This is a genomic window from Sphingobium aromaticiconvertens (genome assembly GCF_037154075.1).
GTDB lineage: Bacteria > Pseudomonadota > Alphaproteobacteria > Sphingomonadales > Sphingomonadaceae > Sphingobium > Sphingobium aromaticiconvertens.
In genome coordinates, this window is the sequence record NZ_JBANRJ010000001.1 from 3,245,122 (window position 1) to 3,268,914 (window position 23,793).

Sequence of the window (23,793 nt, forward strand, 5' to 3'; positions counted from 1 at the left end):
CGGTCAGTTGTTACCGTTGCCGAACATCCGGGCATTGCCGGGCTGGTAGCCCGATCCCGGTGTCAGAAAGCGTTCACGCTGGATGCGGCCCTGTTCGGCAGCGGTCGCACGCTCGGCCTCGATCAGCGCTTCCGAGCGGCCATTGGCCGACATCAGCGCGATGAGGTCGGAAAGCTGCTGTGATTGCAGGGCCAGAAGCTGATTGCCCGCCTGTGTGGCTTGCAATGCACCCGTGGCGTTCTGGCTCTGACCGACAAGGGCAGACATCTCGGTGCGGTTGGTGTCGATGTTGCCGACGACACCGGCCTGTACGCGCATGGCGTCCTGCAAGCCGCCGACCGTATTCTGCCAGCGGGACCGCGCATCGGCGACGAGCTGGGTATCGGTAGCGGACAGGGAGATACTGCCGTATTTCTGCTGGAACGCTTGGTCGATATTCTGGACGTCGAAGGCGATGTTCTGCGCCTGCGACAGAAGCTGCTGCGTGCGCTGCACATTCTGCTGCAAGGTTTGGAGCGAGCTATACGGCAGGCTCGCCAGATTGCGGGCCTGATTGATAAGCATGGTCGCCTCATTCTGGAGGCTCTGAATCTGGTTGTTGATCTGCTCCAGCGTGCGCGCGGCCGTGAGGACGTTTTCGGCGTAATTGGAGGGATCGAAGACGATGCGGCCGAAGCCGAATTGCGCATGGGCCGGACTCGCCAGCATCGGCGAAAGCGCGACGGGCACGGCGAGCGCGACGGCCAGTGCGGAAGTACCGACGAGACGGCGAACGGGAATACGGATCATGGCAGGGTCTCCTCTTCATGGGGGTGGTCTGGCTGGGAATGATCTGGCGCGGCCGGAACAGCGGGTTCGGTCGGCTCAGTGCGATTGGTGAGGTTCGGGATCAGATCTGCGGCCCAACCGGCACCGCGATGGCGCAGCCAGGCGGCAAGGAAGCCGTTGCGCCCGTGCTCCGCCATGAGGTTTGCTATCAGGGCCTGGTCTGATTTGGCGGAAGCGGCGCAGAGCGCGAGGCCGACCTCGCTGAGACCCAGCTCGAACAGTCGATTGCCGCGCCGCGACTGGCAATAATAGTCCCGCTTGGGCGTCGCCCGTGCGAGGATTTCGATCTGCCGATCGTTGAGGCCGAAGCGGCGGTAGATCGCGGTGATCTGCGGCTCGATGGCGCGCTCGTTCGGCAACAAAAGTCGCGTCGGGCAGCTTTCGATGATGGCGGGCGCGATGTTGCTGCCGTCGATGTCGGAGAGCGATTGCGTGGCGAAGATGACGGACGCGTTCTTCTTCCTGAGCGTCTTCAGCCATTCGCGGAGCTGATTGGCGAAGCCTTCATCATCCAGCGCCAGCCAGCCTTCATCGATGATGAGAAGCGTTGGGCGCCCGTCGAGCCGGTCGCCGATGCGGTGAAACAGATAGGCCAGCACCGCAGGCGCAGCGCCCGTGCCGACCAGCCCCTCGATCTCAAAGGCTTGCACGTCGGCATGACCGAGATGTTCAGCTTCAGCATCGAGCAACCGTCCATAGGCGCCGCCAACGCAGTATGGCCGCAGTGCCTGCTTGAGATCATTGGATTGCAGCAGGACCGCGAGCCCGGTGATAGTGCGCTCCCCGATCGGCGCAGAGGCCAGGGAGTTCAGTGCTGTCCAGATATGTTCCTTGACGTCGGGCGTGAGTGTAATGCCTTCACGCATGAGGATCGCGCCTATCCAGTCGGCGGCCCAGGCACGCTCATAGGTGTCGTCGATGCGCGCCAGCGGTTGGAGGGAGACGGACGCCTCGTCTCCTTCCGTCAGCCCGCCGCCAAGGTCATGCCAATCGCCGCGCATGGCGAGCGATGCAGCCCGGATGCTGCCACCGAAATCGAAGGCGAAGATCTGGGAGCGTTCGTAGCGGCGGAACTGCAGCGCCATCAGCGCCAGCAGCACGGATTTTCCTGCGCCGGTCGGGCCGACGACGAGGGTATGGCCGACATCGCCGATATGAAGGGAAAGCCGGAACGGCGTCGAACCCTCGGTTTTGCCGTAAAGCAAGGGGGGCGCTCCGAGATGTTCGTTCCGTTCCGGCCCCGCCCACACGGCCGATAGAGGAACCATGTGGGCAAGGTTGAGCGTCGAGACCGGTGGCTGGCGGACGTTCGCGTAGGCGTGCCCGGGCAAGGAGCCTAGCCAGGCATCGACGGCATTGACGGTTTCCGGCATGGCCGTGAAGTCGCGGCCCTGGATGATCTTCTCAACCAGCCGCAGCTTCTCGTCGGCGATGCGCGGGTCGGCATCCCAGACGGTGATTGTCGCAGTCACATAGGCCATGCCGGCCATGTCGGCGCCAAGTTCCTGCAGGGCCATGTCGGCGTCTAGCGCCTTGTTCGACGCATCCGTGTCCACCAACGCGGATTGCTCGTTGGTCATCACCTCTTTCAGGATCGCGGCGATGGACTTGCGCTTGGCGAACCACTGGCGGCGGATCTTGGTCAGCAGCTTCGTGGCGTCCGTCTTGTCCATCAGGACCGCGCGGGTGGACCAACGATAAGGAAAGGCCAGCCTGTTCATCTCATCGAGCAGACCGGGCGTCGTCGCGGTCGGGAAACCTGTAATAGTCAGGATACGCAGATGCTGATCACCCAGGCGCGGTTCCAGCCCGCCGGTCAGCGGCTGATCGGCCAGCAGCGCGTCGAGATGCATCGGCACTTCAGGCACACGCACGCGGTGACGGTTCGTGGAAATTGTCGAGTGGAGATAGGTCAGCGTCGCCGCGTCATCGATCCAGTGGCATTCGGGCATGAAGCCGTCGAGCAGCGCCAGCACGCGGTCGGTGCGGTCGATGAAGCCGCGCATCACCTCCCATGGATTGACGCCGGATTGCTCGCGGCCCTCATAGAGCCAGGTCTCGGCACGGGCGGCATCCTCGGCAGGCGGCAGCCAGAGGAAAGTTAGGAAATAGCCCGATACGAAATGCGTGCCGGCTTCCTCGAAGACCGCCTTGCGTTCGGCATCGACCAGCGCCGAGGCTGCATCGGGAAACGTGCTGTCAGGATAGGTCGCAGCCTCCGAACGCTGCGCCTCAACGAAGATCGACCAGCCAGAGCCAAGGCGGCGCACGGCATTGTTGATCCGACCAGCGACTGCGACGAGTTCGGCTGCGACAGCGGAATCGAGGTCCGGCCCCCGGAATTTGGCTGTTCTCTGGAAACTGCCATCCTTGTTCAGCACGACGCCGGAACCGACCAGCGCGGCCCAGGGCAGGAAATCCGCAAGGCGGGTTGCGGTACGGCGATATTCGATGAGGTTCATCATGGCCGCGCCCTCACACTGAAAGATGACCGGGGATGCGCAGATGCCTGCGCCCGACCTCGACGAAGAGCGGATCGCGTTTCGCAGCCCAGACCGCGAGAAAGTGGCCGACTGCCCAGATGGCGAGACCGACCAGCCAGAGACGCAGGCCGAGGCCCACGGCTCCGGCCAGCGTGCCATTGATGATGGCGATGGAGCGCGGTGCGCCGCCGAGCAGGATATGTTCCGTCAGCGCGCGGTGGACCGGGACGGAAAATCCCGGCACCGCGTCGAGTTGCTCAAAGCCGACCGCCATCAGACGAGCGCCCCGCCGCCAAACGAGAAAAACGACAGGAAGAAGCTCGACGCCGCGAAGGCGATGGACAGACCGAATACGATCTGGATCAGCTTGCGAAAGCCGCCGCCTGTATCGCCGAAGGCCAGTGCAAGGCCGGTGGAGATAATGACGATGACGGCGATGATCTTGGCAACCGGCCCTTCGATCGACTGAAGGATGCTCTGGAGCGGCGCTTCCCACGGCATGGACGAACCTGAAGCGTGCGCGGCCGGGGCGAGCATCAGGCTGATGGAAACGGCGGTAACGGCTGTTGCCATGACGCGGTAGCCGCGCGAAATCGTGCGGATCATGAAGGATCTCCTTTCGAGGTGGTTGCCAAAGTGATGGGATGCGTGATGGCGTAGTCGCCGTCGGGGCCGAGCCCATCGACGCGGGCGAGTTCAACGAGACGGCGGGAAGATCCGCGTCCAGCAAGGACGGCAACAAGGCCGATCGTCTCGGCGATCAGGGCGCGGGGCACCGTGATAACGGCTTCCTGGATGAGCTGTTCGAGGCGGCGCAGCGCGCCGATGCCGGAACCGGCATGGATGGTGCCGATCCCGCCGGGATGCCCGGTGCCCCAGGCTTTGAGCAGATCGAGAGCTTCGGGACCGCGCACTTCGCCGATGGGGATGCGGTCGGGGCGCAGGCGCAGTGAGGAACGGACCAGGTCGGAAAGCGTCGCCACGCCATCTTTCGTCCGCATGGCGACAAGGTTCGGCGCGGCGCATTGTAGCTCGCGCGTGTCCTCGATGATGACGACGCGATCCGTGGTCTTCGCGACTTCGGCCAGCAGCGCATTGGTCAGCGTGGTCTTGCCGGTCGAGGTGCCGCCCGCGACAAGGATATTGGCCCGGGTGGCGACGTTCAGGCGCAACACCTCGGCCTGAAGACTGGTCATAATTCCGGCTGTCACATAGTCGTCGAGCGTGAAAACGGAGACGGCAGGCTTGCGGATGGCAAAGGTTGGAGCAGCGACCACCGGCGGCAATAGTCCTTCGAACCGTTCGCCGGTCTCGGGCAGCTCGGCCGAGACACGCGGGCTACGGGCATGAACCTCGACCCCGACATGATGGGCGACCAGCCGGACGATCCGCTCGCCATCGGCGGCGGACAATCGCTCCCCCGTATCGGCCAGACCTTCGGAGAGCCGGTCCACCCAGATGCGGCCGTCCGGGTTCAGCATCACCTCGACCACGCCGGGATCTTCCAGAAATCGGGCAATGGATGCCCCCAGCGCGGTACGCAGCATCCGCGCGCCACGGGCAAGCGCTTCCGGTTTCTGATGTGATGCGGTCATGGCGGCCCCGTTCATGATGGGACGCGCAAAAGACGGACCCCGGATCGGGGTCGATTAAAAGAGCCTGATTATGGGCTATTTCAACAGATGTTTACGCGCGTGCGGGCATCGGCGGCCGACGGCGGAAAATCGGAGGGCCAGCGAACAGAGGAGCGAAGTCGCGTTTCGCGGCAATCACGAAAAATCTCGAACAGTCATCACCGCCAACGCGAGCGCGCAAACACACGACGCACGCTCGGCTGTGCAACCGTATCAAGCACATAATCATTGGCGATGTCGCTGGAGTCATAGTGCCTAGGCTCGTCGGACGATCGCGCGAGTTCGTATCCGGCCGCATCGACCCAGAGCACTTCCTCGTCACCAGCGATGGGCAGCACACTGTACCGCCGCATCGCTCCGGTTGTGCCTGTAAGCTCGGCTTCATCCGGCACTGGCTCGACGCGTTCCCGCTCACGAGCAGGCAAGCCGCGCTCCCACGCGAGAAAGTGCTGGGGGCTGATGAGATCTTCGCTCGTCGGATTTTTGACTTCTGCCTCAAGCCATTCATCGAACGATGATCGCAACTCTTCCGCATCTTCACGGGTCTTAGCCCGCCCTTGGGCAAGGGCGAATGCAACGAACGGATCGAGCGTACCCCATCGCAGCAGTTCTCGTGCCCAGAAACCAAACCAAGGCAATCCGGTCGTGGCCTTCCATGCATCAAGCGAAGGCACAGCAAGCGGATCACCCGCCCCAGCCGTCCACTTTTGGGCGACGACAGCACCGATCGCCACTCCGAGCCTGAATTCCAAATTATCGGCAACGAAGCGTTGCCGGGCACGCAAATTACCGGCTTCCGGCACTTCACCACCCGGTCCGCGCATCCACCAGGCGAGGACGTCCGTCCAGGTCGCGAGTATGTTCTGATCGCCCACGGTGTCGCGAACGCGGAATCCAAACCCGCGATCACTCTTAAGCAATTCTCCTAGCGCCGTGAACCGGGCGAGTCGTTGCGCAGGCGTATCGCTGCCATAGTTCACGGCTTCGGTCAGCTTTTCGGAGATGGCTGGTGCGACGGCTTCGAAGCGGCGGCCGACATAGGGTGAGAAGCCATATTGGTAGAGCCGACGTCGTTCTTCGGCGTCGGGATAAATCTCTTCGACAATGGCGCGTCCTCGCCGCACGATTGCTTGTTCGAGCCAGGCTTCCTGCGCCGCTGCCGCCATCGTGAATGTCTTCTGCCAGAGCGCCGCAAGCTTGGCTTCCGCCTGCGCGCCATCGAGACCGTCGTCGAGGAGACTGAGTTCCTCAAGCGCGGTCATGACAAAGGAATCGAGCTCATCAACGGTATCCGCCAGTCGCGCTAAGTCACTGGTGGCGCCGGTGCCAGCATCGTCGCTCAGTTCCTCGGGCTGAACCTGATCCAGCCAGTCGAGAAATGCCTCGTCGGTGACGTGGCCGAAATATAGCGACGCCTTGTTGCGAAGCTCCTGAAGCAACATTGCCAGCGGGCTGAGAGTGGCGTCGCCGGCAAGCTCGTCGAGACGCAGGTTCTCACGAAGCACGTTATAATCTTCCCTAAGAGCGCCCACCTGATTGTGCTGTGTCTGCTTCTGGCCGTTCGCAGTGGTGGCGATCGTCGTCGGGAGCGCGACGAGGGTCAGGCCTTCCATTCCCTTGGTGGCACCAGGGCGTCCGGCCCGGCCGGCAAGGTTACGAAACTCCGCCGGTGTGTACGGCGTGATGATCGGCTTCTGCTTCACATTGTCGTACGCGCTGCGCTTGAGCGAGGTCACGAAGATGATGTCAAAAGGAAGATTCACGCCCTCCGTGAGGGTCGCTGTCGCGACCGTGATCGGACAGACCTTCTCGTCGATCATCTGCACCATGAGGCGACGCAGGCGTTGCGGCATCTGCCCATGACTTGTCGCGATGCCGCGGTCCAGCAGCGCGACTTCATAGGATTCCGGGCCGCAATAATCGACACAGGCTGCTCTTGCTTCTGCGAACATGGCGCCAAGCCTACCTTCGGGCGGGACATAGGCAGAGAGCCCTTGCCAGGCCGGCAGATCGAATGACTTAGCATACCAGCCCATCGTCTCTTCGGGCTTCTGAGCCAACGAGATCAAAATCCGACGATTAGTCGCAGCGAGATGAAGCGCAGTCCATAAAACCGTGACCTGATTGAAACAGTACAGGCTCCGGCGCATGTCTGGCGGGAGCTGTGCCATCGGAGGTATGGTGAGGTTGAGATACACAGGGGCGTCGCGGCCCCGTACGTAGAGTGGCCGACCATTCATCAAGTCGAGCAACATCGTACTGCGTCGTTCCGATGCGGTCTCGAGCACTCCGATGACCTGCCGGGTACTGCGATAGCGGGTGCCTATCGCCTGCGCGTCCGCGTCGCCTTCCATCCAGCGCGCGACCGGCCCGGCCGCGCCACCGGCGACCGCTGTCAACGCGATGCGGACGATGTCGGGGGCCTGTGTCAGCAAACGCGCGACAAAGCTCTCCAGCCGCAGCGCACGACTACTGTGATCGGCAAAGGCATTACGGCCACTCTCGGTGTCTTCGGGCAACACCTGGTGCGCCTCGTCGACAATGAGCAACCGCAGCCGGCCGAGGAGCAGCGGCGCAAGGTAGCGCATCAGCGCATCTGCCTTCTCGACCGTCGCGATCAAAACGGTCGGGCGATCAGCGTTGAGCCAATAGTCGGTAATGCCCCAATCCGCGCCACCATAGAGCCCGGTGATGATCAGATCGCGCCCGAGTTCAGAGGTCAGTTTTGCCTCGACTTCGCCGGCGAGCGCGCGCGACGGCACGACGTAGAGCGCAAGCGGTATAACATCGCCATGATCGCGCAGCAGCAATTCTTTGATGAGACCGAGGTTGGCAACGAGCGTTTTGCCCGACCCCGTTGGCGTACAGAGTGCGAAGGACGAATTCTCCAGTAGTCGGGTGATACCCGCCAGTTGCGAAGACCAGAGGATACCTCGTCCTCGCGCAAACTGATCGCGCCCAAAGGCTAGCATACGGGGCATGCGTTCGAGATTCAGTTGGCCGAGCGCCCGCACCGACCGATAGATGCTCGCAGCTGCAAATCGCTCGCCCACTTGGCGTAGAAGGCCGATCAGCAGTGAGACGTCGTCGCTGAAGGTGCGGACCGCCATTGAGTCTAAAGCCTTGAGTTTGGCGGCAGCCTTTCTGAGGCGGGCATCATCACCGCGCCGTGCGGAATCCGCAAAGAGACCAAGCGCCCGGACTAGCTCAACGGTAAAGTACCACGCGAGGCGGTCGTCGTTTTGCTCTTCGAGAATGCGTGGGGAAGCGTCTGCGGCGGTTAGGCCGGGGTGCTGCTTCCAGAAAGCCATCGCGAGAGTCAGGACCTCATCGAAATCGGCCCGAAGAAAGGCAGCAAAAAGCGCGGGTCCATCTTCGTCGAGGTCGAGCTGGCCAAGTAGGCCCGAAGCCATCGCAGGGAGACCGCCGAGCTGGAATGCCGCCCCAGAGAGTAACTCGATCGGGGCAAACATTTTAGTCCCGTCGTTGGACCGCGCCAGCCATTCGAGAATTTCGCCTGCTCTTCGGTAGCAGTCGATAGCCCGTGGCGCTTCATAGCCTTCAATCTCGGCGAAAATCTCGGCCGCGTGCAGCAGGCGGCGCGCATCGGCGAGCTGTCCTTCCGAATCGGCTTGGCTCCATCCGATCGTGTCGACCTGCCAGCCAATCTGAAGGCAGCGCACGTATGAGCGGGCCTGGTTGGCGGAGATTTCATTCTCGAGGGCCAATCCAATGCGGGCGCCGTTGGCGAGGTCGAGGCGCTCCGGATCGTAGGCAGGCATCAGGCGCACCACAAAGCGTCATAGACGCCGTCGATCAGATCTTCGCCGTCGGTCAGAATAAGCTCGACTACCTGAAGGTCGTGCGGCGCAGTGTAGTCATCGGGAAGGGCTTCCCATGGGATGAGAGATGTCTTGGCCTTTCGACTAGGCACGTCACCACCGGAAATCATGATCAGGTTAGTGCGCGGCAACGGCTCGGCGCCCTTGACTACCAGCACGCGATCAATCGTGGCGATCGCGGCCGAAAAGGCATCTGGATCAATCTCTCGGAGTAGTCGCTGCAATTGCCGCAACCCGTGCGGTGCCGGTATGTCCCGATTGATCTGAAACCAAATGCCTTTTCCGTCGTGTGCCGCGATCCCCGTCGCCGGATCGGTCTTTTTCTTTCCATACAGGAGGTCGGCGACAACCGCAGGCTGGAGCTTCTTACGCCATTTGGCCTCACCGGCGATGAAACGGATCACTTCGCCCGCGTCATTGAGTGCCAGCGCCAAGAAATCCGAACCACGGCGACCATAAACCTCACGCTTGCGCTCCTCGTCGCGCGCCAGAGCGAAGAGATAGGCCTCGGCATCTTCGTGAAAGCGGAACAGGAAAACTGGAATTACCCAGTGGTGACCGCCGACGAACTCATAATGCTCGGTTAGCATGCCGGCCATGACTTCACCGAAGAGCCCACGCCGCGTAATCGATGGGAGCATATTGGGATAGGTTGCATGCGCGCCGGGCGCGTCAGCATCGGGATGAAGGTCGATGCCCAATTGCTCATGAAAATAAGCTCGTGCATCAGTGTGCGCTGATTCGAAGTAGCCGACGAAATCCTGGATCAGATCTTCGTCGCACTCACAATTCTGCTCCAGCAGAAGATGGCCGTAGTTATCGACATCGCTCGGATATTTGGTGAGCCAGCGATCCAGAGCATTTTTCGGCGGCGAACAGGTGTGCAATGTCAATGTGTTGGACTCCCCCACATACACTACGAGAATTGCTGCCGCTCATGAAGCGCTAAAGCGTCCATGCAAAAACGAATTCTACAGACGTATCTTAGGGGCGTTTACCTCCAATTCTTTTGTAACTGTCCAACATCCCAACCCCGCAGTTGACCCACAGTTTACGCTACCATCCGACGTCCGTCGCCCGGGGCGCGTACCATTCGCTGTGCACGTTTTAACGGCGGCTTTCAGGCGCGACGTCCGGGCTTTACGACTGGGTTGGCGAAAAGCACATAGCAGTCATCAAATTCGGTTTTCAATGATCCTGCGGTGGCAATGGCGTTTCGCGAGCCAACTGCTCCCCTGACATATCCCGCGACAGCTCCTTCAAAAATCTGTCGCCCGTTGCCAGCTTGCGTCCAAGGGTCAGAAGGAAGCCTTCGAACCTTTCGTTCCCCTTCGCCCGAGCTGATTCCTTCGCGGAATCCGGCAATGGCGGCGTTACCGTCAGCCAGAAGTGGATAAAGAGCGCCAGCGTCTCTCCCAACACGGCGAAATCCTCGTCCAGACCGTCTATCTGACGGCCAAGTTTGTCGAGACGGCGCGACATGGCGGCTTCCAGCCGCTCGGTCGTGTCACCAGACAGGAAGGACGCCACCGCGGCCTCGATCACTGCGGATTTGGAGACATTGCGACGCAGCGCCAGGGCTTCGACCTGTTTTAGCAGATCGGGCGCGAAATAGACGTTCATGCGAGTGCGGGTGGTCATGGCTGTCTCCCCTCTCAAAGCTCGATGCCGTCGCTGGGGTCGAGTGATGCTTGCCGCGCCACCATGCGCATCCGCTGACGCATGGCTCGGGCCTTGCCAGCATCGACGTCTGGCTCATCATCGAGGATGTCGAACTCCTGCGATGGGGATGGCGGTGGCGGAACGATTTCCTCGTGTTCGGGCAGTTCCGGCTCTCGGCGGATACCGGCATTGGCCGGATCGCCATCGACTGCGCCCACACCCGAACCGCTGGTATTGGCCGCCGGGACGATGCGGCTCGTCCAGTCGTCTGACGGCGACACGGTGATCTTCGTCGGCTGCTTGCGCAGATCTGGCGGCGGCAACACGCGTTCCTGAAACCGCGCATCGGCATAGTAGCGCGCCTTCGCGACACGGATCGGCGGCACGCCCGCCACCATGACGATCTCATCGGTGGGCGGAAGCTGCATGATTTCGCCCGGCGTCAGCAGCGGGCGCGCTGTTTCCTGTCGCGAGACCATGAGGTGCCCGAGCCAGGGCGCAAGGCGATGACCGGCATAGTTGGTGGAATCGCGCATTTCGGTCGCCGTGCCGAGCGCATCGCTGATCCGCTTGGCAGTGCGCTCATCGTTTGCGGCAAAGGCAACGCGCACATGGCAGTTGTCGAGAATGGCGTTGTTCTGACCATAGGCGCGCTCGATCTGGTTGAGCGATTGCGCGATCAGGAACGCCTTCAGCCCATAGCCCGCCATGAAGGCCAAAGCCGATTCAAAGAAATCCAGCCGTCCGAGCGCCGGAAACTCGTCCAGCATCAACAGGAGGCGATGCCGTTTGCCGGCAGTTTCCAGTTCCTCGGTCAGCCGCCGCCCGACCTGGTTGAGGATCAGACGGATCAGTGGCTTGGTGCGGTTGATGTCGGATGGCGGTACGACGAGGTAGAGGCTGACAGGTTCGTCGGTCCCGACCAGATCCGCGATGCGCCAGTCGCAGCGTTCTGTCACGCGGGCCACGACCGGATCTCGGTACAGGCCGAGAAAGGACATGGCGGTCGACAACACACCTGATCGTTCGTTCTCGCTCTTGTTGAGCAGTTCGCGCGCCGACGAGGCGATAACGGGATGCACCCCGGCTTCGCCCAGATGCGGCGTATCCATCATGGCGCGCAAGGTCGCCTCTACCGGACGGCGCGGATCGGACAAGAAGCTCGCAACGCCTGCCAGTGTCTTGTCCTTCTCGGCATAAAGGACGTGCAGGATCGCGCCAACCAGCAGCGAATGGCTGGTTTTTTCCCAGTGGTTGCGCTTGTCGAGACTACCCTCGGGGTCGACCAGGATATCCGCGATGTTCTGCACATCACGGACTTCCCATTCGCCCTGCCGCACCTCCAGCAGCGGGTTGTAAGCTGCGGAATGGACGTTGGTCGGATCGAAGAGCAGCACCCGCCCGTGACGGGAGCGAAAGCCCGCCGTCAGCGTCCAGTTCTCACCTTTGATGTCATGGATGATGCAACTTCCCGGCCAGGTCAGTAGCGTCGGCACGACGAGGCCGACACCCTTGCCCGATCGGGTGGGAGCGAAGCAAAGAACATGCTCAGGTCCGTCATGGCGCAGATACTCTTTGCTGTGACGGCCCAGCACGACGCCATCCGACCCGAGCAGACCGGCGGCATGAATTTCCTTATCCTCTGCCCAGCGCGCTGACCCGTAGGTGGCGACGTTGCGCGCTTCCCGCGCCCGAATGATCGACATGAAGAGGGCGGCGGCGATGGCCATAACCGCGCCAGACGTGGCGATGATGGCGCCCTCGGTGAAAATGCCGGGCGCATATGCGTCGAAGGAAAACCACCACCAGAAGAAGGCTGGGGGATAATAGACTGGCCATCCCGCGACATCGAACCACGGATTGCCGAGCTGGGGCTGGAACCCGAGGCGGAAGGCAACCCATTGCGTCGATGCCCAGACCATCACCAGGACGATGGTGAACACGACGATGATCTGGCCCCAGAGTATTCGGCCTCCACGCATACAGGCTCCAATCGGCAAGAGAGATGGAGCCGATCAGAGAATAGGCGTTTACGCGAGTGGCAACAGGAAAGTCCGAGCCGAAGCGGTGTCGGATACGATCGGCGGCAAATCGGATGGGTCAGTTCAAGGGCGGTTTCCTCTCCGGCCAAGCCAGAACAATTCGCGCAGCCCCAGGACCAGCCAAGGATCAGATCCCCAATCCTCGCTGCCGCCCTAACTGCCAGGATACCGATTGGCCCTGTACGACGCCCATCACCTCGCGGCCTAACTGACGGTCAATGACGGGCCGCCATGGGACAAGCGTGAACTCATGGCTCTTCTCGATCACGGCGAATTTGCCGCTGGATAGCTGCGCGGTCCCCGTGAACTTGCCGCTGACATTCTCGCCATCGGCAGCCGCCCGGAACGGCACCCCTTTGCTCTCGGCCATCTCGGCTCCCACCCGCGCCACCTCCCGGTTCCGTAGATTGGCGAGGAGATTGCGACGATAGAGGATGCGGCCTGCGCGGCTTCGGGTGGCGTCGCCTTGTTCGATGTGATGTTCACGGCGCTGATCCATCGCCTCGCGCACCTGCTGCCCGAACCCTGCTGGTGTAAGTTCCGAGGCGTCCGGCGTCACCAGCCGCCGATCAAGCCAAGTCGCGCCATCGGCACCAATCTGCTTTTCCAGCTCAATGGTCGAGACGACACGGATGTTGGCCAGTCGGTTGCGACCGGCATCATAGGTCGCGGCTCGGCTCTCAAAGTCCTCGGGGATGCGCCATTGGTCGGCGTCGATCCGCTCGACGATCCCGGCGCGGCGCAGCGCCTCAAGCCGCCGGACATGGGAATCCACATAGCCTTCATAATCTCCGCCCGGCACGCGGCCCTCGAACTTCGCCTGTTCGAGATGACGGCTCGGCCTGTAGATGCCGTCCTCTGAGATCGCAGCAATGGTGCGATCGGACGGACGACCCGCCGTTTCGGCGGGACCGACCTCAATGATACTGCCGATCCGGGCGTCCTCGACGCTGGCCGGGTCGATGCCGGGCACATGATGCGTGCGCCCGTCGATCCCATCCACCACCAGGGTCAGGTTTTCGGCCATCTCGTCGGTGAGATATTTGTCCACGACGCGGCCTGTGATCGGTGCCGTGGGTGCTGCATCGTGAAGCTGGAATGTCATCGGGTCACGCTCCAGGCCATCAGCCTTCAGCACCTTGTGCATATTATTGATGATGTCGCCGCGCTCGCCCAGTTCGCGCAGCGCCGGTTCCATCTTCGCACCGAGTTCCCAGACGCCGGGTGCGTGTTCGGTGGCGAGCCCCATCTTCTCCAGCCTGGCGAGGCGGCGCAGGCGTAAGGTCCGGTTGAACTGACGGCGGGGATCTTGGGGTTCGTGGCGGAGGTCGAGCAAGCGGTCATCTGCCTCCACCGTCATCGCCCGGTCGATGTGGGTGAAACGGTCCTGGTCGATCTCCGCCGATAGTTTACGGCTCTGCTCGATCTCGGTGACAGGGCCAAGCTCCAGCGTGGTCAGCTCGCTCGCCCGCTCGCGGATACCATTGGCGAGATAGTCGCCATTGATGACGAGATCGGCGCCCTTGTCGTCACGACCGTTGACGATGACATGCACATGGGGTTGGCCGGTGTTGTAATGATTGACGGCCACCCAATCGAGCGTGGTGCCAAGATCAGCCTCGATACGGTTCATCAGATCGCGGGTGTGTTCAGTCAGATCGGCGAGATCCACGCCATCCTCGGGCGAGACGATGAACCGGAATTGGTGCCGATTATCCTTGCCGCGTTCAAGGAAAGCATCGCCATCGGCGCGATCGTCGGTGGCGGAATAGAGCTGACCGCGCTCACCATCACGCGATGTCCCATCCCGCTGGATATAGCGCAGATGGGCCGCGGCTTTGCCGTTCTTTCCGGCCTGCTGGACATAGCGGGTTTTGACGACGACGCGGCGCACTCCCGCCGTGCTGTGTCGCCAGCCACCCGTCAGGCTGCGGGCGCGAACAAAGGACGCGCCGCGCCCCCGCTTGATGCCAGGCCCACCGGCACCGGATGACGCCTTCCCACTCTTTCCGGCCTTGCCGGAGCCAGAGCGGGGTGAATACCGGGAATGCACATTGCCCTGCTGGCGGGCGAGCTTCTTCGCCCGCGTCAGAAAGCTCTTCGCCTTGCCCGCCTTGGGCGTGTCGGATCGAATGCGGCCGGGCTTCGGGCGAAAGCGGTTCTCGTCGTCGGCGCTCATCGGCGCAGCCTCGGCAAAACTAGCCGGAAACCGGTCATTTCACCGCCGTAGTGCCGGTCAAAACCCAGCAAAGCCAAGGGATTGCGAACAGTCGCGGCACGCGATGCCCAAAACCGTGGTGCCGCCTGCGGCCCCGCTAACCAGTGTGCAGACAACAAGAATTTTCTGAACTGGCGCGATGGAGTGCCATGTTCTTTTATCTTGCCCTCCGCTCTTCCTTCCCTTTTTGCCCTTCCTACCGGGGATGCTGCCAGGCGCAAACCTGCCTGACCGCACACCGGAACAGGACCGAAAGAGCGCGGGGACGCCATGCTCATGGCGCATCCCCATCGCTCGCGCGGGCCACGAAAATGTTGCCACCCTGCGGCACAGCATCAACAGGATCGCGCACCGGAGCGGTCGCGCGAACCTCGCTGGTCGGAGGGGTGGTCGCAGTCGCATTACCACCGGCCTGTGCGACGAAGAGCGGAGCATCGCGCCAGTCCGGTGGTGGGGGCCGCACAGTCGTCGGCGCATCGGGCGCAGCCGCGCCGCCGAAAAGCGGCGCGAGCGTGGCGATATAGGTACGCGTCTCGGCGGGCAGGACTCGGCCTGTCGTGAGATGCTCGTCATAGCGACCGGGACCGGCATTGTAGGCGGCGAGCATCGCCGCCACATTGCCGTAGCGGTCCCACATCTCGCGCAGGTAAGCTGTACCGGCAAGGATGTTGTCGCGGGGATCATAAGGATCGCGGCCGAGACCATGGCGGATGTGCAAGCCCGCCCACGTGCCGGGCATCACCTGCATCAATCCCATCGCGCCCGCCGATGAGACGGCGCGCACATCGCCCGCGCTTTCTATGCGCAGGACAGCGCGAATCCAGTGCTCTGGAATGCCGTAGCGCTGTGACGCCTCGGCAATGAACGCGGCATACCGATGCGCAGAAATAGGCGCAGGTTGCGGCGTCACCTGAGCAATGGCCTGCGTCACGCCGCTGCCAAGCGACAGCAAGGCCGTGAAGAGAATAAGGGCATGGGATCGCATGATCTCAGTCCCGATCTTCGCGCAGTCGCGGACGGGTCCAGTGCAGCGACCAGGACGTGCCCGCATCGTCGTCACGAAACAGGTTGGCGCGGATCGGCTGCGACAAGGCGGGATCGTCGAGCAGCACCGAAAAATATTCGCCGGCCTTCTCGCCGGTGCGTGTCCAGGCCGCGCCAACCTCCGGACCATCGGCATCACTGTGATGAACGCGATAGGCTGGAGCGTTTTCGGCATCCGAATGTTCCGCAGGAACAATGGTAAGTTCCAGAGAGAGCGTGAGGGTATGAACGCGCCCGGTAAAGCCAGTTTCATCGCGCGTGAACTGTCCGATCTGTGGCATGACAAGTCTCCTGTGGTTGATGTTTAGGGGTGGGTTCAGTGCGTGGCCGGGCGCCATTGGTAGCGGCCATCGCCTTCCCCATCGGTCCAGAGCGGCAGCGCCCGGCCAATGATGGAACTGGCGGGAACGGGTCCGAAGTAACGGCCATCCAGGCTGTCACGGACCTCCCAATTCATGAGGAAGAGTTCGCCGTCGCGGATGATGCGACAGCCCTGCCAGACCGGCAGATCGCGGCCCATACGGTCGCGCTCCAGCGCGTCGCCCATTTCCACGTTATCGACGGTGATGGTCGCGCCTCTGCGACAGACGCGTTGTCCCGGCAGACCGAGAACGCGCTTCAGGAGCGGCACACCGCGACCGATATAGCCGCGCTTGACCATGAACTGCTCCAGCGCTTCCGGCGGCATGAGGGCGACCAGCTCGGGCACGTCGAGCGCGTCGGCGGTCCCGACGGTGTAGAAGCCGATGGGCGCACTGGCGGTGGCGTTCCAGATTAACCGGGTCGGCAGATCGGTGACAGCCGTGGCGACAAGAGTGCCGACCGCCAGCGTCGCCACAGCAAGGATATGGCGACGGCTCATGGCGCGATCCTCCGGCGGCCAATCCACGCCGCATGGCGCTCCGGGGTGTAGGGGTTTGGCTCTTGACCCGCGCTCAGGCGGTTATGGACGTGCCGCCAGTAATCCGGCGATGCGTCAGCGGGATCGACGCTGAGTGCCTCCACGGTGTCGATCACGGCCAGCGCTCGCTGTACCTTTGGCCAGCCATCGATCCGCAACAGGATCTCGCCGCCGGGACGAACGAAAGGCACCGTCTGGAATGGTTCGCCGCGTCCGATGGCGCGCAGGATGTAGAGACGCGTAACGATGGTGCCGTAGTCGTTGGAAGCCCAGCGGACAAAGGCGAAGACGCTTTCGGGTGCGAAGCCGACGATGCTGCGGCGACGGTCGATGATCTGCTCAAAGCTCTTACGGCCGAAACGTATCCAGTGCTCGACTTTCTGCTTCTGGAAGGTCAGGTCGATCAATGTGGTGAAGGGCGCTGGCCCGTCCGGGTGCGGACGGCCATGTGCAGGACGCGCTGCCATACCGGTCATGGCTGATCTCCTTCGGTGGGTGGAAACTCGCCGTCGAGCAATTCGCGCATCATTGCGGCGACGGTAATGCCACGGCGGAAGGCGGCGACCTTGATGCGCCCGCGCAGCTCGGGGGTGATGTCGATAGTCAGGCGCGCGGTGAATGCCTCGCCTGCGCCTTTGCCGGTTGGCGGCGCATCCGCTGCCTTGATCCAGCTATCGGGATCGCCTGGACGCGATGCGAAACGGACCTTGGCAGGAGGACGTGTCATGCCCGTGCCCTTCCGATCCCGAGGCCGTCGATCTCGGCCGCAAGCGTCGCAATCTCGCGCATGGCGCGTTCCCCGCTGTCGGTCTCGGAAACGAGCCGTCCGGTTTGCGCGCTCTCAGCGAAAGCCACGCGCTGGCCGATGGTAGTGACGAGTAAGGGGGGATCGTGATCGGCCAGGGCCTCGGCTGTCAGCCTGGCGATGACGGTGCGCGCGCCGCAGCGGTTGAGGACGAAGCGTGCGGCCAGCTCGGGCCGATAGATCCGCGCCTCGCTTACCAGCGCCAACATCTCTGCCGAAGCCCAGCCGTCGAAGGGCGATGGTTGGACCGGGATCAGCACCAGGTCGGCGGCGAGCAGCGCCGAGCGCATGAGACCGGCGACGCGGGGTGGCCCGTCGATGACGATGTGATCCGCATCACGCGCCAACTCCGGCGCTTCGCGATGCAATGTGTCGCGGGCCAGGCCGATAACGCTGAACAGCCTCGGTAGCCCTTCATGGCTGCGCCGCTGCGACCAGTCGAGCGCGGAGCCTTGCGGATCGGCGTCGATCAGGATGACGCGCTGCCCCTTCGCGGCCCAAGCTCCTGCGAGATGCAGCGCCAGCGTGGTTTTGCCCACGCCGCCCTTCTGATTGAGGAGCGCGACGATCATCTCCGCCCTCCCGACTTGCCAAGAGGAAGTTCGGGCGTGTTTTTTGGCGCGAGTGATCCTTGCTCTGCGGGTCTCAGCTTGCCTTTGTGCGCGCCCGCTCTGAGGTCAGCGCCAGCCTTCGCGATGAGCTTTTCCACATCGCGCCGTCGCTCTTCAAAGTTAGATTCTGTGTTAGACTCTAAGTTAAGGGCGCGATTTTCGCTTTTTTTACCGTAGGATAAGCGCTGTTTCGGTTCCCGATAGCACGAGCCACCGGTTCCTGATGGCACGATAGTACCGGTTCCCGATAGCACGAGACTATCCACAGGTTTTCCACAGGCGGGAACAGGCTCAAATGCGAGCAGCATTCGGCCTCCGGTTTCGACCTCGGCGAACAGGGTGTAACCGGGCAGCGGCTGACGGCGGATAATGTCGCGTAGCTCGAACGCGAAGCGCTTGAACGGCGAGAGACTTCCCGACTTCTGGTGCAGGTGGCGAAAATCGAACCGCCAGCCGTTTTTCTGTCGTCCGCCATGCTTGCGCACGAGACGATAAAGCCAGCGGTCGAGCCCGCCGGTCAGGTCGAAATAAGCCCGGTCGATGGTCAGGATCAGCGCTTCGTCCAGGACGGCGCTGTAGAACCAGTCGGGAACAATCATCTCGATGCCGTCAGGACGGCCGTTGGCATCGGTCCGTTCACGCCATTCATTGATCCAGGAAAAGCGATGCCGCCGTCTGTTGGCGGGCTGGCGGATCGAGGTTGCGACTGTGGTCGATTGCAGCCGGTCGAGCGCTGCCTTCAGCCGCTGATAGTCCCGCTGCGAGGTTCCGCGCCCCGTGAAGGTGAGGATCTCATAGGGCGTTGCTGCCATCAGGCGCGAAGTGCGCAGGCCTGCATCGCGCGCCTCGACAATCTGGCTGGCGGCCCAGATCAGAATATCGGCGTCCCAGATCGTCGCCATGCCGTGGTCGGGAACAGCTTCGACGCGGATCGAAACGTCGCCCGCGGCAAAATCAATCGGGCGGATGCGGTGTGATTTGGAAAGGGAGAAGAAGGGGTAAGCCATGAGATCCTGTGCGTCTCGTGGTGCGAATTCGCCGGGAAGCGCCCGAAACAGATCGAGTTGTCCGCGTTCCGAGCCGGATCGGTGCTGGGGTGCCATGAGGGACTACAGCTGCGTTCAGCGCGTAACGCGTTTGGGCGAGGTGAACGGTGTCACCGGCAGAGGTTTCGCCGGAAGAACCTGTCCACGCGGATCGGACGTGGAGGTAACGGATCCCCGCGCGACCCAGGCCGCCAGATCCTCGACCGAATAGACGACGCGGCCACCGAGCTTGTGATAGGCAGGCCCCGTTCCGTAGGTCCTGTGTTTTTCCAGCGTGCGGGCGGACAGGCTGAGGAAGTCAGCGGCTTCCTTGGTGCGCAGATAGCGTGGCGGCAAGGCGGCGAGATCGGGTCGCATAGGGCGGGCCTCCGTGGTTGTGCAGGATGCAGCTGACGATCAGCGGCGTGTCATGCGCACGGTGGCGAAGGAGCGTCGGCATAGGGGATGAGGAAGATCGACGGGGTGAAATCCTCACCCCAGCCTAACGGCGGCGTCAGGGTTTGCGACGATGGCGCAAAAGGTCTTGATAGCCGCCATCGATGAGCGTGATGGCAGATCGGACAAGGGCGATGACAGATGCCCGCAAAGCCGATGTCTTCCATGGCTCGGCCCGAACACGCTCCTCCCCATAGATCGCGATGGCAATCTCACGGTAGGTCGCGTGGTTGGCGTTTCCGTCAGCGGCTTGCATCATCAGGCGGAAACGCCGGCGCTGATACGGCGTCATCCTGGGGTCTCGGCGCGTGGGTTTCGCGGCCAGCACATGCCAGAGCCTGAGAACGGCTTCGAGCCGATCTGGCAGATCGTCGTCAAGCGGCAGGACAATCGCAGGCTGCGCGACAGAGCGGGTTTCAGCCAGGATCAGATATTGGCCGTCCCCGTCGCGGCATGCGCCATATGCCCCCTCTGGCCCGCGGATGACATCAACAGGATCGACGGATAACGCGGCCGACGATGTGGTAAGGAAATCGGGCGTGGCCCCAAGCATCAGCACTGCCGGATTGGCAAGGGGCGACCAGATGACCGGTTGATCGAGCGCGGAATGTTGGGGATCTGCCGCGAAATCGTAACCCCCAGCGACGCTGGCCATCATCCGAAAGGGGAAGATGTCCGGCATCTTGCGTTACAAGGTCATCGAAGCTGGCTTGATAGGCAGTGTTACGGCGTAAGCATTCCCACGCGGCGCCCTCAACGGGCAGCGCATCGTAGAATTCATATTGGCTCTGGTCTCGCCAACGGGAAGTATCCGGCTTCATTGCTCCGCTCCTGGTTGAAATTGCACAGGTGGAGCGTGAAAAGATTGCGGCGTTCCTATACGGAAGGAAGCCAGATAGGGGACATAGTGTGATGCCCATAGAGCATCGCTCTGGGGTCGGCGCCGATGTCAGCCGCGATCCGTCGGACGGTGGAGCAGCTGGCGATAGCCGCTCTGCGTCATCCAGCGCGCCCGTGCCAGATGGCTGTCATGGACTTGCCGGGCGCGCTCGGGTTCCTGAACAGGGTCGATACCGAACAGCACATTAACGGCTTCGGTCCATTCCGCGCCATCGTCGGCGGCATCGAGTAGCCGCATATAAAGCTTGATATGCGCGCGATCATACTCGGTGAGCTCGTCGCTAATGGGCGCAATGTCGTCGAAGGAGGGGGCCGCAGATGTCATGTCGAGGATCGCCGCAAGACACAGGCCCCCGCCGCAGATCGATGATGGGGCCTGCGCCAATCAGCCGTCGTAGATCTGTCGGTGTCTCTTCTCGTCTTGGCCATGAACTAGCAACACTCCTTGCCCGCGATCCGTGGACAAGAGAACAATCCCTGCTGCTTCAAGCGCCCGGCGTACCTGATCCCGCGTTGTCTCATACACCTTGAGCCGGCTCTCGGACTCAAGGCGCTTCAGGGCAGTCAGCGATATTCGGGCCTTGTCAGCGAGCGTCTCCTGCGTCCAACCCAGTAACGCGCGTGCGGCCCGCGACTGTCGAGCGGTGATCATGCATGATCACCTCCCATCGCGACCGGCGCGCATTCCAGAACTACGGCTATTTTAGTCGTCCATGTCCAATACGCCACATGAATTCGTCGAATCTGGCCAGAAGGTTATTTGCACGAGGCAACACGCGGGCCGCCTGATTCGTTTGCATGCCCGGGTGCGGCCCTTTTTAAGGGCTTCGGCGCTGATCAGCCGTCGAATGATCCCTAAACGATCCACTGCTAGTGATAATGATATGTTTGCAGATCATACTCTTGGCATTTTCCATAGAGCATGATACGTGTCCAGATCAATGTCGTAGAAATGATCTGCAAAGGCATCACATGAAGGTGGAAGCAGAAACGTTGGGAGCGATCGGCGACCATTTTCGCCGCGCCCGGCTGGCGGCCCGACTCACGCAGGAGCAGGTAGCGGATCTCTCCGGTATTTCGCGGCCGCGCTACCGTGACATCGAGACGGGTGCGGCGGCAGCGCGGACCACGACCCTGATCAATATTGCCCGAGCGCTCGGTCTGGAAATGATGCTCGTTCCCCAGGCGATGGTGCCTGCCATCGAAGCGCTCTTGCACCCAGAGACCGAGGATGATCGCCCAGCGTTCAGCCCGCAACCGGAGAGCGACGATGATAGCCGCCCGCACCGCTGAGACCATCCCGTCACTGGACGTGTTCCTGAACAATGTAAGGGTTGGCACGATCGTCAGAACACCAGGTGACTTCAACGCTTTCAGCCTTGACCCGGCGTACCGCGCCACAGGAGGTTACCCGGTTCTGAGCTTGTCGTTGCGTGCCGCTACGGGGGGCCTGCGCAAAGATCCGCGCCCTGTCGCAGGCGCGTTGCCGCCGTTCTTCGCCAATCTCCTGCCCGAAGACAGGCTGCGCGAGGCGATGGAAAAGCACCACGCCGCCCATGTTCGGTCGGGGAATGATTTCGATCTCCTCGCGGCTCTAGGAGCGGATCTACCGGGCGCAGTGCGGGTTCTGCCCAGTGACGGCCAACCGGGTGCCGCTACGGCGACGTCCCCGGACAAGCCGAAAGCGCGCTTTTCGCTGGCGGGCGTGCAGATGAAGCTCTCGGTGATGAAGAACACCGGCAAGGGCGGCGGCCTGACCTTGCCGCTCGGTGATGGCGAAGGGCAATATATCGCCAAGTTCCCGTCCACGGCCTTTCCGGGTGTGTCGGAGAACGAGTTCGCGAACCTTGCGCTTGCCGAAGCCATCGGCATGGACGTGCCCGAGCGGGAGCTGGTCGGCCGCGACCAGTTCGAGGGTATTCCCGAAGAGTTCGAGACCCTCGCCGAGGGATTGATCCTGCTGGTTCGGCGCTTCGATCGTGGAACCGATGGACAGCGCATCCATATCGAGGATTTCGCGCAGGTCTTCGGCCTGTATCCTGCCCGCAAATATGACGGAGCGGCCTCTCACGACATCGCATCTGTGCTGAACGTGGCAATCTCGCCCTTTGCCGCACTGGAGTTTGTCCGGCGGCTGACCTTTTCGGTGGTCATGGGCAATGGCGATATGCACCTCAAGAACTGGTCACTGATCTATCCGGGCGATGGCGGCACGCCCGCCCTTGCGCCAATCTACGACATGCTTTCGACCGTTCCCTATCTTCCCGCCGATGGGTTGGCGCTGTCACTCGGCGGCGAGCGGGCATTCAAGGGTCTGACGCCAGCCCGCTGGAAGACGTTTGCCAACCGGGCACGGCTTCCCGAGCCGGCCGTCCTCAAAGCCGTAGCCGAGACGGTGAAACGCATCGATGCGCAGTGGTGGACCCTGCCAGAACGCGAGGCCGTTCCCTCGGCAGTGCTGGAGCGGATCGACGCCCATGTGAAAGCCATGCTTCCGATCCTGACCGGCTGAGCCGATTTTGCCCGGGCAAATGCCGTGAGCGAACTGGTCTTTCCATTGGATATGGGAAGGCCCCGGTCTTGCGACCGGGGCCTTCTGCCCGTGTCAGTCGCTGCGGCGACCGTTGGGGCGGGACCAGATGAGCGAGTGGCTCTCGCCATCCTCGTCGTCGAAGAGGTTGGCGTAGATCGGGGCGTTGAAGCTCGGATCGTCCAGCTTGAGGCCCAGATACTCGCGGCCCTCATTCGAGCGCTTGGACCAGGCGGCACCGATCTCCGCGCGGCCGACCAGGACCCGATGGCTGGGGGCGTTGTCGCCGGTGGTGCGCAGTTCGGGAATGATGCGCACGCCCTTGGCCTGGACGCTGAGGGTGACGATTTCGCCGGTGAATTCGTTCGAGCCGGTCTTCTTGAAGGTGCCGATGGTTGCCATTGTAAGTCTCCGTTTTCCGTTTCCGAGCCCGCACCATTGCGGCCTCTATGGCGATCGACCGGCCGGAGACGAACGCTGGCGCACCCCCGCTTGCGGGGGCTGGACAGCATAGGAGAAACTTTCTTGGCGCGCGAGGAATGGCGGCTCTGCCGTCAGGGGAAGAAAGTTGTGACGGAGCTGTTGCGTTAAAGCGGTCGAAGCGCTTGCGCTGGTCTTCGGCCAGATCAGGCCATTGAAGAGGCCGTCTGGAGCGATTGAGACGGGGGCTGAACGGAGGCATGGCGACATTGAGGCTCCATCAGGATGACCAGACCGGCAACCACCGGCATATACGCCCTGCGTTTCAGGCCATGCGCATCCTTCTTCCCGGCCTGCTCCAATAACCACGCCTCCGGCTGGCCCAGACCTGC

General features: G+C 62.4%; 25 protein-coding genes. 2 read left to right on the forward strand and 23 right to left on the reverse strand.

Features of this window, described 5'->3' with window-relative positions; all coding sequences use genetic code 11:
* Nucleotides 1-3 precede the first annotated feature (3 nt).
* From trbJ to WFR25_RS15605, 22 genes are all read right to left on the reverse strand, one after another.
* Nucleotides 4-789 carry a P-type conjugative transfer protein TrbJ gene (trbJ, locus tag WFR25_RS15505; protein WP_336972155.1) on the reverse strand — a complete coding sequence of 262 codons (786 nt, stop codon included), beginning with the start codon at nt 787-789 and terminating at the stop codon, nt 4-6.
* Nucleotides 786-3,293, reverse strand: coding sequence for a conjugal transfer protein TrbE (gene trbE, locus WFR25_RS15510; RefSeq protein WP_336972156.1), 2,508 nt, complete (start codon nt 3,291-3,293; stop codon nt 786-788). Before trbE ends, trbJ begins: the two co-directional genes overlap by 4 nt.
* A gap of 10 nt (nt 3,294-3,303) precedes the next feature.
* The gene (locus WFR25_RS15515) at nt 3,304-3,585 is read right to left on the reverse strand and encodes a VirB3 family type IV secretion system protein (RefSeq protein WP_336972158.1); all 282 of its coding nucleotides are present in this window, start codon (nt 3,583-3,585) and stop codon (nt 3,304-3,306) included.
* Nucleotides 3,585-3,917 carry a TrbC/VirB2 family type IV secretion system protein gene (locus tag WFR25_RS15520; RefSeq protein WP_336972159.1) on the reverse strand — a complete coding sequence of 111 codons (333 nt, stop codon included), beginning with the start codon at nt 3,915-3,917 and terminating at the stop codon, nt 3,585-3,587. Before WFR25_RS15520 ends, WFR25_RS15515 begins: the two co-directional genes overlap by 1 nt.
* Nucleotides 3,914-4,906, reverse strand: a complete 993-nt coding sequence (gene trbB, locus WFR25_RS15525) for a P-type conjugative transfer ATPase TrbB (protein ID WP_336972160.1) — start codon at nt 4,904-4,906, stop codon at nt 3,914-3,916. Before trbB ends, WFR25_RS15520 begins: the two co-directional genes overlap by 4 nt.
* A 197-nt stretch (nt 4,907-5,103) precedes the next feature.
* Nucleotides 5,104-8,739, reverse strand: a complete 3,636-nt coding sequence (locus WFR25_RS15530) for a DEAD/DEAH box helicase (protein WP_336972162.1) — start codon at nt 8,737-8,739, stop codon at nt 5,104-5,106.
* Nucleotides 8,727-9,680 carry an aminotransferase gene (locus WFR25_RS15535; RefSeq protein WP_336972163.1) on the reverse strand — a complete coding sequence of 318 codons (954 nt, stop codon included), beginning with the start codon at nt 9,678-9,680 and terminating at the stop codon, nt 8,727-8,729. The genes WFR25_RS15530 and WFR25_RS15535 overlap by 13 nt, the downstream gene beginning before the upstream one ends.
* Nucleotides 9,681-9,975: 295 nt before the next feature.
* On the reverse strand, nt 9,976-10,428 hold the full coding sequence (locus WFR25_RS15540; RefSeq protein WP_336972165.1) for a ribbon-helix-helix domain-containing protein: 453 nt from the start codon (nt 10,426-10,428) through the stop codon (nt 9,976-9,978).
* 14 nt (nt 10,429-10,442) lie between these two features.
* Nucleotides 10,443-12,431, reverse strand: coding sequence for a conjugal transfer protein TraG (locus tag WFR25_RS15545; protein ID WP_336972166.1), 1,989 nt, complete (start codon nt 12,429-12,431; stop codon nt 10,443-10,445).
* Nucleotides 12,432-12,618: 187 nt separating this feature from the next.
* Complete coding sequence (locus tag WFR25_RS15550) at nt 12,619-14,670, reverse strand: relaxase/mobilization nuclease domain-containing protein (protein ID WP_336972167.1); 2,052 nt, start codon at nt 14,668-14,670, stop codon at nt 12,619-12,621.
* Between the two features lie 313 nt (nt 14,671-14,983).
* Nucleotides 14,984-15,694 (reverse strand): lytic transglycosylase domain-containing protein, encoded by a 711-nt coding sequence (locus WFR25_RS15555; protein WP_336972169.1) that lies wholly within the window; start codon nt 15,692-15,694, stop codon nt 14,984-14,986.
* 4 nt (nt 15,695-15,698) lie between these two features.
* Nucleotides 15,699-16,034 carry a DUF736 domain-containing protein gene (locus WFR25_RS15560; RefSeq protein WP_336972171.1) on the reverse strand — a complete coding sequence of 112 codons (336 nt, stop codon included), beginning with the start codon at nt 16,032-16,034 and terminating at the stop codon, nt 15,699-15,701.
* Between the two features lie 35 nt (nt 16,035-16,069).
* The gene (locus tag WFR25_RS15565) at nt 16,070-16,615 is read right to left on the reverse strand and encodes a S26 family signal peptidase (RefSeq protein ID WP_336972174.1); all 546 of its coding nucleotides are present in this window, start codon (nt 16,613-16,615) and stop codon (nt 16,070-16,072) included.
* Nucleotides 16,612-17,130: a DUF2840 domain-containing protein gene (locus tag WFR25_RS15570; protein WP_419723158.1), complete on the reverse strand. Its 519-nt coding sequence runs from the start codon at nt 17,128-17,130 to the stop codon at nt 16,612-16,614. Before WFR25_RS15570 ends, WFR25_RS15565 begins: the two co-directional genes overlap by 4 nt.
* Nucleotides 17,127-17,381: a ribbon-helix-helix protein gene (locus WFR25_RS15575; RefSeq protein ID WP_336972175.1), complete on the reverse strand. Its 255-nt coding sequence runs from the start codon at nt 17,379-17,381 to the stop codon at nt 17,127-17,129. The genes WFR25_RS15570 and WFR25_RS15575 overlap by 4 nt, the downstream gene beginning before the upstream one ends.
* Nucleotides 17,378-18,031, reverse strand: a complete 654-nt coding sequence (gene parA, locus WFR25_RS15580; protein WP_336972177.1) for a ParA family partition ATPase — start codon at nt 18,029-18,031, stop codon at nt 17,378-17,380. Before parA ends, WFR25_RS15575 begins: the two co-directional genes overlap by 4 nt.
* Nucleotides 18,028-19,077 (reverse strand): replication initiator protein A, encoded by a 1,050-nt coding sequence (locus WFR25_RS15585; protein ID WP_473829108.1) that lies wholly within the window; start codon nt 19,075-19,077, stop codon nt 18,028-18,030. Before WFR25_RS15585 ends, parA begins: the two co-directional genes overlap by 4 nt.
* 114 nt (nt 19,078-19,191) lie before the next feature.
* Nucleotides 19,192-19,473 (reverse strand): helix-turn-helix transcriptional regulator, encoded by a 282-nt coding sequence (locus WFR25_RS15590; RefSeq protein ID WP_069708717.1) that lies wholly within the window; start codon nt 19,471-19,473, stop codon nt 19,192-19,194.
* A gap of 136 nt (nt 19,474-19,609) precedes the next feature.
* Nucleotides 19,610-20,104, reverse strand: coding sequence for a DUF2285 domain-containing protein (locus WFR25_RS15595; protein ID WP_419723159.1), 495 nt, complete (start codon nt 20,102-20,104; stop codon nt 19,610-19,612).
* Nucleotides 20,040-20,471 carry a transcriptional regulator domain-containing protein gene (locus WFR25_RS26635; protein ID WP_419723160.1) on the reverse strand — a complete coding sequence of 144 codons (432 nt, stop codon included), beginning with the start codon at nt 20,469-20,471 and terminating at the stop codon, nt 20,040-20,042. The genes WFR25_RS15595 and WFR25_RS26635 overlap by 65 nt, the downstream gene beginning before the upstream one ends.
* Nucleotides 20,472-20,500: 29 nt before the next feature.
* On the reverse strand, nt 20,501-20,776 hold the full coding sequence (locus tag WFR25_RS15600; protein ID WP_336972181.1) for a DNA -binding domain-containing protein: 276 nt from the start codon (nt 20,774-20,776) through the stop codon (nt 20,501-20,503).
* 60 nt (nt 20,777-20,836) lie between these two features.
* The gene (locus tag WFR25_RS15605) at nt 20,837-21,103 is read right to left on the reverse strand and encodes a helix-turn-helix domain-containing protein (protein ID WP_336972182.1); all 267 of its coding nucleotides are present in this window, start codon (nt 21,101-21,103) and stop codon (nt 20,837-20,839) included.
* Nucleotides 21,104-21,423: 320 nt separating this feature from the next.
* Here WFR25_RS15605 and WFR25_RS15610 point away from each other — a divergent pair, with 320 nt between their 5' ends.
* Both WFR25_RS15610 and WFR25_RS15615 read left to right on the forward strand, forming a co-directional pair.
* Nucleotides 21,424-21,744 (forward strand): helix-turn-helix domain-containing protein, encoded by a 321-nt coding sequence (locus tag WFR25_RS15610; RefSeq protein ID WP_336972183.1) that lies wholly within the window; start codon nt 21,424-21,426, stop codon nt 21,742-21,744.
* A complete protein-coding gene (locus tag WFR25_RS15615; protein ID WP_336972185.1) occupies nt 21,722-22,963 on the forward strand; it encodes a type II toxin-antitoxin system HipA family toxin in 1,242 nt (413 codons plus the stop codon). Before WFR25_RS15610 ends, WFR25_RS15615 begins: the two co-directional genes overlap by 23 nt.
* A 93-nt stretch (nt 22,964-23,056) precedes the next feature.
* Here the strand turns inward: WFR25_RS15615 and WFR25_RS15620 are convergent, their stop codons facing one another.
* Nucleotides 23,057-23,383, reverse strand: coding sequence for a DUF736 domain-containing protein (locus WFR25_RS15620; RefSeq protein ID WP_336972186.1), 327 nt, complete (start codon nt 23,381-23,383; stop codon nt 23,057-23,059).
* Nucleotides 23,384-23,793: the final 410 nt, after the last annotated feature.

Bases quoted from the DNA above. Each gene is read 5' to 3' on its own strand.
- trbJ (WP_336972155.1), bottom strand. From the start codon at position 789: ATGATCCGTATTCCCGTTCGCCGTCTCGTCGGTACTTCCGCACTGGCC.
- trbE (WP_336972156.1), bottom strand. From the start codon at position 3,293: ATGATGAACCTCATCGAATATCGCCGTACCGCAACCCGCCTTGCGGAT.
- WFR25_RS15515 (WP_336972158.1), bottom strand. From the start codon at position 3,585: ATGGCGGTCGGCTTTGAGCAACTCGACGCGGTGCCGGGATTTTCCGTC.
- WFR25_RS15520 (WP_336972159.1), bottom strand. From the start codon at position 3,917: ATGATCCGCACGATTTCGCGCGGCTACCGCGTCATGGCAACAGCCGTT.
- trbB (WP_336972160.1), bottom strand. From the start codon at position 4,906: ATGACCGCATCACATCAGAAACCGGAAGCGCTTGCCCGTGGCGCGCGG.
- WFR25_RS15540 (WP_336972165.1), bottom strand. From the start codon at position 10,428: ATGACCACCCGCACTCGCATGAACGTCTATTTCGCGCCCGATCTGCTA.
- WFR25_RS15545 (WP_336972166.1), bottom strand. From the start codon at position 12,431: ATGCGTGGAGGCCGAATACTCTGGGGCCAGATCATCGTCGTGTTCACC.
- WFR25_RS15550 (WP_336972167.1), bottom strand. From the start codon at position 14,670: ATGAGCGCCGACGACGAGAACCGCTTTCGCCCGAAGCCCGGCCGCATT.
- WFR25_RS15555 (WP_336972169.1), bottom strand. From the start codon at position 15,694: ATGCGATCCCATGCCCTTATTCTCTTCACGGCCTTGCTGTCGCTTGGC.
- WFR25_RS15560 (WP_336972171.1), bottom strand. From the start codon at position 16,034: ATGCCACAGATCGGACAGTTCACGCGCGATGAAACTGGCTTTACCGGG.
- WFR25_RS15565 (WP_336972174.1), bottom strand. From the start codon at position 16,615: ATGAGCCGTCGCCATATCCTTGCTGTGGCGACGCTGGCGGTCGGCACT.
- WFR25_RS15570 (WP_419723158.1), bottom strand. From the start codon at position 17,130: ATGACCGGTATGGCAGCGCGTCCTGCACATGGCCGTCCGCACCCGGAC.
- WFR25_RS15575 (WP_336972175.1), bottom strand. From the start codon at position 17,381: ATGACACGTCCTCCTGCCAAGGTCCGTTTCGCATCGCGTCCAGGCGAT.
- parA (WP_336972177.1), bottom strand. From the start codon at position 18,031: ATGATCGTCGCGCTCCTCAATCAGAAGGGCGGCGTGGGCAAAACCACG.
- WFR25_RS15585 (WP_473829108.1), bottom strand. From the start codon at position 19,077: ATGGCTTACCCCTTCTTCTCCCTTTCCAAATCACACCGCATCCGCCCG.
- WFR25_RS15590 (WP_069708717.1), bottom strand. From the start codon at position 19,473: ATGCGACCCGATCTCGCCGCCTTGCCGCCACGCTATCTGCGCACCAAG.
- WFR25_RS15595 (WP_419723159.1), bottom strand. From the start codon at position 20,104: ATGCTTGGGGCCACGCCCGATTTCCTTACCACATCGTCGGCCGCGTTA.
- WFR25_RS26635 (WP_419723160.1), bottom strand. From the start codon at position 20,471: ATGGGCATCACACTATGTCCCCTATCTGGCTTCCTTCCGTATAGGAAC.
- WFR25_RS15600 (WP_336972181.1), bottom strand. From the start codon at position 20,776: ATGACATCTGCGGCCCCCTCCTTCGACGACATTGCGCCCATTAGCGAC.
- WFR25_RS15605 (WP_336972182.1), bottom strand. From the start codon at position 21,103: ATGATCACCGCTCGACAGTCGCGGGCCGCACGCGCGTTACTGGGTTGG.
- WFR25_RS15610 (WP_336972183.1), top strand. From the start codon at position 21,424: ATGAAGGTGGAAGCAGAAACGTTGGGAGCGATCGGCGACCATTTTCGC.
- WFR25_RS15615 (WP_336972185.1), top strand. From the start codon at position 21,722: ATGATAGCCGCCCGCACCGCTGAGACCATCCCGTCACTGGACGTGTTC.
- WFR25_RS15620 (WP_336972186.1), bottom strand. From the start codon at position 23,383: ATGGCAACCATCGGCACCTTCAAGAAGACCGGCTCGAACGAATTCACC.